Source organism: Chloroflexota bacterium (assembly GCA_014360805.1).
Taxonomy (GTDB): Bacteria; Chloroflexota; Anaerolineae; order DTLA01; family DTLA01; genus DTLA01.
Map to the genome: position 1 here is coordinate 1 of JACIWU010000121.1, position 6577 is coordinate 6577.

Genomic DNA, 6577 nt, shown 5'->3' on the forward strand with positions numbered 1-6577 from the left:
CACCTTGCTTGAGGCTTCCCCTCGCCCTGCCTCGCGGGGAGAGGGTTAGGGTGAGGGGTCCCGCCCCGCGTACTTTTGACAGCCGCCCACATCTATGGTAGAATACAACCAACCGAATACGCCAACCAAAGGCTATGATGGAAACGAGTAGTCGGGCGGAGACGCCCAGCGAGTCCGGGGCCGGTGGGAGCCGGATGCGCGAACCCCGACGAAAATCCTTCCGGAGCCGCCAACCGAACGGAGGCAACTCCCAGTAGACTTGGCCGGGGCGCGCCCGTTACAGCGGCGGGGGTATGAACACGTACCCACAGAGTGGACAGGTTCGCCTGTCAAGCAGGGTGGTACCGCGGGAGATCGCTCTCGTCCCTATGGGGCGGGAGTTTTTGTTTCTGCAGCAATCAGCACTCAGCCGCCAGCGGTCAGAAGCATTTCGCCGCAGGGAGATGCAGAGCGCGCAGAGGAAAATCATGTATCCCTCTCTGCGATCTCCGCGATCTCCGCGGTGAATGAGTCCGCTGAAGGCTGACGGCTGATAGCCGAACGCTGTTCCGGAGGTATTCCATGTTTCGTGAGGTTTCGCCACACGTCAACTTTCCGAAGATGGAAGAGGGCATCCTGGAGTTCTGGCGGGCGCACAACGTCTTCGCCAAGAGCCTAGACCTGCGCAAGGACGCCCCCCGCTGGGTCTTCTACGAGGGGCCGCCCACGGCCAACGGCCGCCCCCATGCCGGGCATGTCCTGCCGCGCGTCCTCAAGGACCTCTTCCCCCGCTACCGCACCATGAAGGGATACTACGTCCTGCGCAAAGGCGGGTGGGACACCCAGGGCCTTCCCGTTGAACTGGAAGTAGAGAAAGAACTCAAGATCAACAGCAAGGCCGAGATTGAAGCCTACGGCGTGGAGGCGTTCAACGAGAAGTGCCGCGAGAGCGTGTGGCGCTACGTGAAAGAGTGGGAGCAACTGACGGAGCGCATCGCGTTCTGGATTGACTTGGAGAATGCCTACATCACCTACAAGACCGAGTATGTGGAATCGCTCTGGTGGATTCTCAAGCAACTCTGGGACAAGGGCCTCATCTACCAGGGGTACAAGGTCGTGCCCTACTGCGCCCGCTGCGGCACGTCCCTCTCCAGCCACGAGGTCTCCCAGGGCTACCGCGACGTGCAGGACCCGTCGGTATTCGTCAAGCTCCCCCTGCGCGACGAGCCGGGGACGTATTTCCTGGTGTGGACGACGACGCCGTGGACCCTTCCGGGCAACGTGGCGTTGGCGGTGCACCCCCACGTGGAGTACGTCCTGGTGCAGCAGGGCGACGACAAACTCATCCTCGCCAAGGCCCTGCTGGAACACGCCCTGCGCGGCGAGTATCAGGTGCTGCGATCGGTCAAGGCCAAGGAACTCATCGGCAAGCACTACCGCCCGCTGTACACCTTCCTCCCTGTGGACAAGGACTACGCCTACGTGGTAGGCGCGGACTTCGTGAACACCGAGGAGGGCACGGGCATCGTCCACATCGCGCCGGCCTTCGGCGCCGATGACCTGGACGTGGGCAAAGAGCACAACCTGCCCGTGCTCATGACGGTGGACCTGCGCGGGCGCTTCGTGAACGAGGTAACGCCCTGGCGCGGCATGTTCGTCAAGGACGCCGACCCGCTCATCACCGACGACCTGAAGACCCGCGGCCTCCTGTACCGCGCGACCAAGTACGAGCACTCGTATCCCTTCTGCTGGCGCTGCCACCAGCCCCTGCTCTACTACGCCAAGACCACCTGGTACATTGAGACCACCAAGGTTCGCGACCAGATGCTGGCGACCAACGAGCAGATCAACTGGTACCCCGAGCACATCAAACACGGGCGCTTCGGCAACTGGCTGGAGACCAACGTGGACTGGGCGCTGGGCCGCGAGCGCTATTGGGGCACGCCGCTGCCCATCTGGGAATGCAAGGACTGCGGCCACCGCGTCTGCGTCGGCAGCCTGGCCGAGTTGGGGCAGATGGCCGGGCGCGACCTGTCGGACCTGGACCCGCACCGCCCGTTCGTGGACGCCGTCGTCCTCAAGTGCCCCGAATGCGGCGGGCAGATGCGCCGCATCCCCGAGGTCGCCGACGCCTGGTTTGATTCCGGCTCCATGCCCGTCGCCCAATGGCACTACCCGTTTGAGAACCAGGACATTTTCAAGGAGCAGTTCCCGGCCGACTTCATCTGCGAGGCCATTGACCAGACCCGCGGCTGGTTCTACACGCTCCACGCCGTGGCCACCATGCTGTTCAACAGCCCGGCGTTCAAGAACTGCCTGGTTACCGAGTTCGGCACCGACGAGAAGGGCGCCAAGATGAGCAAGCACGTGGGCAACGTGGTGGATCCGTGGCCCATCCTCAACGAGCAGGGGGCCGACGCGCTGCGCTGGTACACCTACTCGGTAGCCGCGCCCTGGTATCCGCGCCGTTTCGGCAACGAACTGGTGCGCGAGACCCTGCGCCGCTTCCTGCTCACGGTCTGGAACACCTACTCGTTCTTCGTAACCTACGCCCGCATTGACCGCTTCAACCCGATGGAGCACAGCGTGCCGCTGGACAAGCGGTCGGAACTGGACCGCTGGGTGCTGGCCGAGTTGAACCTCCTGGTGGAGCGAGTGGATGCGTCCCTGGACAAGTACGACGTAACGGGCGCCACCCGCGCCATTGAGACCTTCGTGGATGGGCTGAGCAACTGGTACGTCCGCCGTAGCCGCCGCCGATTCTGGAAGAGCGGCGAGGACACGGACAAGGTCGCGGCCTACCTCACGCTCTACGAGTGCCTGGTAACCCTGGCCAAGTTGATGGCCCCCCTCACGCCGTTCCTGTCCGAGGAGATGTACCAGAACCTGGTGCGCAGCGTGGACCCCAACGCGCCGTTGAGCGTGCACCTGTGCGACTTCCCCGTCGCCGACCGCGCCGTAATTGACAACGCCCTGGTGGCCGATGTACAATTGGTGCGGCAGGTGGTGAGCCTGGGCCACGCGGCCCGCAACGCCGCCAATCTCAAGGTGCGCCAGCCGCTGGCGAAAGTCGTCGTGAAGCCCAGAGACGACGCCGCACGCGCCGTCGTGGAGCGGATGGCGGCGGTCATCACCGAAGAACTGAACGTCAAGGTGCTGGAGGTCGTGGCCCAGGCCGACGACCTGGTGCGCTACGAGATCGGTCTGCTTCCCAACGTGTTGGGCAAGAAGCACGGCGCGCGGTTCCCGAAACTCCGCGCGGCGGTCGCGGCGCTGCCTGCGGCCAACCTAGCCCGCGAATTGCAGGCAGGTAGAAGCGTGCGCGTCTCGGTGGACGGCGAGGAGGTGGAACTCCTCCCCGAGGAAGTGGAGGTGCGCATCCACAGCAAGGAGGGCTTCTCGGTCGCCGAGGAGAACGGCCTGGTGGTGGCGGTGAGCACGGCCCTCACCGATGCGCTCGTGCGCGAAGGGCTGGCGAGAGAAGTCGTCCGCCGCATCCAGACGCAACGCAAGGACGCCGGCTTCCGCATTGAGGACCACATTCGGGTCTTCTACCGCTGCGGCGCAGGGCTGCGGGCGGTGTTCGCGGAGTTCGGCGACTACATCCGGCAGGAGACGCTCGCCGACGAACTGGCAGAGGGCGACGCCCCGCAGGGCGCCCACCTGCAGGAGCACAAACTGGACGGCGAACCCCTGGTCTTGGGGTTGCTGAGGATAGAAGGGTAGAAGGCTGTACACGACAACCGACAGAGGGAAGGGCGGTCATCCAGAGGAGGGAAATCGCGCGGAAGCGATCCATGCAGGAACAATGCAACAACCCTAGTCCCAGGCTATCGGAGGCGCGAAGCCCGTTTGAATCGCGTCCGTCGGGGCTTGCGCCTGCGGGGCCGGGTACGTCGGGGCCGCCGGCTGAAGCGGGCCAGCAGGCGTGCCAGTCGGGGGGCACCGACCTCTGGAAGGCCCTGGGCCTGCCAGTCAGGCAGGATGCCTGCCCTGAGAATCAGGGGAGACGACAATGGTAGTCCGAAGTTACGAGCAACTGCGCACGATGTTGTTGAAAGAGCAGCAGCGGCTCAAAGCGGCGATTGCGCAGCATCCGGTCATGGAACGCACACCCGCCGGATATGGCAATCACGCGGCAGATGACGCGACGGACGTTTTTGACCAGGCGGCGAATGTTTCCTTGCTGCAGAGTCTGTGGCGCAATCTGGAAGAGGTGGAGGCGGCGCTGAACCGCTTTGAGCAGGGCACGTACGGTCTCTGCCTGCGGTGCGGAGAGAAGATTGAGTGGGCGCGCCTGGAGGCGCATCCGCAGGCGGCCTTGTGCATGCACTGCCAGCGGCGGCAGGAAACACGGTAGGCCGCGCGACAACAGGTTGGCACCCTTGACCAAACACAGATGGGTACTGCCCCTGTGCTCGGTTCTGGCGTTTGCCGCCGACCAGGGGAGCAAGGTCCTACTGCGCCATGCGCTGCCCGACGGCGCGGTCTGGGCGCCGTTTCCGCGTGCGGAGGCGTGGCTGTACCTGCGCGTCGGGACGAACACGGGAGCCGCCTTCGGCCTGTTTCAGGGGGCCGGGGCGGTTTTTGCATGGGTGGCAGTCCTCGCCATCGTGTGCATCGTGGGGCTGTATCTGCGGCGGCCGACGGTGGCGGCGCCGATGGCCGCGGCGCTGGGCCTCATCGTCGGCGGCACGGCCGGCAACCTGCTGGATCGCGTGCGGCTCGGCTATGCAGTGGATTTCATCCACATCGGCCCGCTGCCCGCCTTCAACCTGGCCGACGTGTGCATCGTCGCAGGCGCGGTCATGCTGGCGGCATGGCAGGCGCGGACACGGTGAAGTGCTGGTGCAACCGTTACAGCACGTGCAACTCGCACACCCGACGGAAATGGTACCCGTAGATGGACAGGGTTACGGCCAGCGGAAATAGCCGCGGCCGCCGCAACAGCGTCCACCCCATCAGCCGCCAGTATTGCAGCCGCTCCTTCCCCGCCACGCCCAGCCGGTAGATGGCCCGGAACAGGGCCAGGATGTACTCCCTATCCAGAGGCACCGAAACCCGCGGCGCCTTGTACTCGCGCAGGAACGTCCTGACCCGCTGGTAGTACGGTTCGGGCGCGTAGATTTGCGACAGGATGTGACGGTATCCCTCCCGCAGGGTTTCCAGGGTCATCCTGGGGATGATGTTCGTTGTGCCGTCCACGTTGTCGCCCGACATGGACGCGAGGATGCGCCCCTCGCCCTTCAGGCGCTCGTACAGCCGCGTGCCCAGCGGCGCTTGCAGCAGCCCCACCATGGCGGTTACGATGCCGCTCCTCTGGATGAAATCAACCTGTCGCTGGAAGATGGAAGGGCCGTCGCTGTCAAAGCCCACGATGAAGCCCCCCTGCACCTGCAGCCCCGCACGCTGGATGCGCTTCACGTCGGCCACCAGGTCGCGGTTCCGATTCTGCTTTTTGCTGCACTCGGCCAGGCTCTCGTCGTCGGGCGTCTCAATCCCGATGAAGACCGTGTCAAAGCCCGCCTCCACCATCAGGTGCATCAGCGACTCATCATCGGCCAGGTTGATGGAAGCCTCGGTGTTGAAAGGAATGCCTCGCTTCCCCTTGCGCCACTCTATGAGCGCCGGCAACAGTTCTGCCTTCAGGCTCCTCTTGTTGCCGATGAAGTTGTCGTCCACGAAGAAGACCGGCCCACGCCACCCCAGGCGGTAGAGGCCGTCCAGTTCGGCGATGATCTGCGCCGGCGTCTTCACGCGGGGCACGTGGCCCAGCAGGGCCGTGATGTTGCAGAAATCGCAGTTGAACGGGCACCCCCGCGAGTACTGAATGCTCATGGAGGCGTACTGCCGCAGGTCCGCCAGTTCCCACATAGGCGCGGGCGTCTGGCGAATGTCGGGGAACTCGGACGCGGTGTACACCCTCTGCGGGCAGCCCGCCGCCAGGTCCCGCAGGAACGCGGGCAGTGTCATCTCGCCCTCGTTGAGCACGAAGTGGTCCACGTCGGGGAACTGATCGTATTCGCTCGTGAACAGCGGCCCGCCCGCCACCACCGGCAGATGCGCCGCCTTGCAGCGGGCGATAATCGCGCGCGCCGACTCCCGCTGCACCACCATGCCGCTAATGAAGGCGTAGTCGGCCCAGCCCAGGTCTGCGTCGGTGAGCCTGCGCACGTTGACATCCACCAGCCGCTTCTCCCATTCCGCGGGGAGCATGGCGGCCACGGTCAGCAGGCCCAGGGGCGGCGCCGACGCCTTCCGCCGGATGAATTTCAGCGCATGCTTGAAACTCCAAAACGTGTCCGGAAACTCGGGGTAAATCAGAAGGATTCTCATAGGTTAACCTCACATGGATTCGGGCGTCAACGGCCTCAGCGGGCGCTCCGATTACAGACTCGGGAATCCGCTTGCCGATGCCCGACGGGGTAATCTCAAGAGAGGCCGCGCGTGCTGCTTGTACTATACCTTATAATGCGCCAGCGGCCAAAAAGTTACGCGGCGCGGCCGACCTCGTCTAGCCCCTCCCACACCCTCCCCTTTTCTCTCCGCTGGCGGAGAGGAAAGGGGAGGGCCGGGGTGGGGATAGGTGAGGTTGGAC

Annotated in this window: 4 protein-coding genes and 1 other annotated feature; of the genes, 3 read left to right on the forward strand and 1 reads right to left on the reverse strand. The window is 64.6% G+C overall.

Annotated elements, in window-relative coordinates; genetic code table 11:
• Positions 1-125 precede the first annotated feature (125 nt).
• Positions 126-371 (forward strand) — a binding site (T-box leader).
• Between the two features lie 190 nt (positions 372-561).
• From H5T65_13495 to H5T65_13505, 3 genes are all read left to right on the forward strand, one after another.
• Entirely contained in the window at positions 562-3705 is a 3144-nt protein-coding gene (locus H5T65_13495; GenBank protein ID MBC7260243.1) for an isoleucine--tRNA ligase, read from the forward strand.
• A 289-nt stretch (positions 3706-3994) separates the two neighbouring features.
• Positions 3995-4339, forward strand: a complete 345-nt coding sequence (locus H5T65_13500) for a TraR/DksA C4-type zinc finger protein (protein ID MBC7260244.1) — start codon at positions 3995-3997, stop codon at positions 4337-4339.
• Between the two features lie 25 nt (positions 4340-4364).
• Complete coding sequence (locus H5T65_13505; GenBank protein ID MBC7260245.1) at positions 4365-4820, forward strand: signal peptidase II; 456 nt, start codon at positions 4365-4367, stop codon at positions 4818-4820.
• Between the two features lie 16 nt (positions 4821-4836).
• Here H5T65_13505 and H5T65_13510 read toward each other — a convergent pair whose 3' ends face one another.
• Positions 4837-6315, reverse strand: coding sequence for a DUF4070 domain-containing protein (locus H5T65_13510; GenBank protein ID MBC7260246.1), 1479 nt, complete (start codon positions 6313-6315; stop codon positions 4837-4839).
• Between the last annotated feature and the right edge of the window lie 262 nt (positions 6316-6577).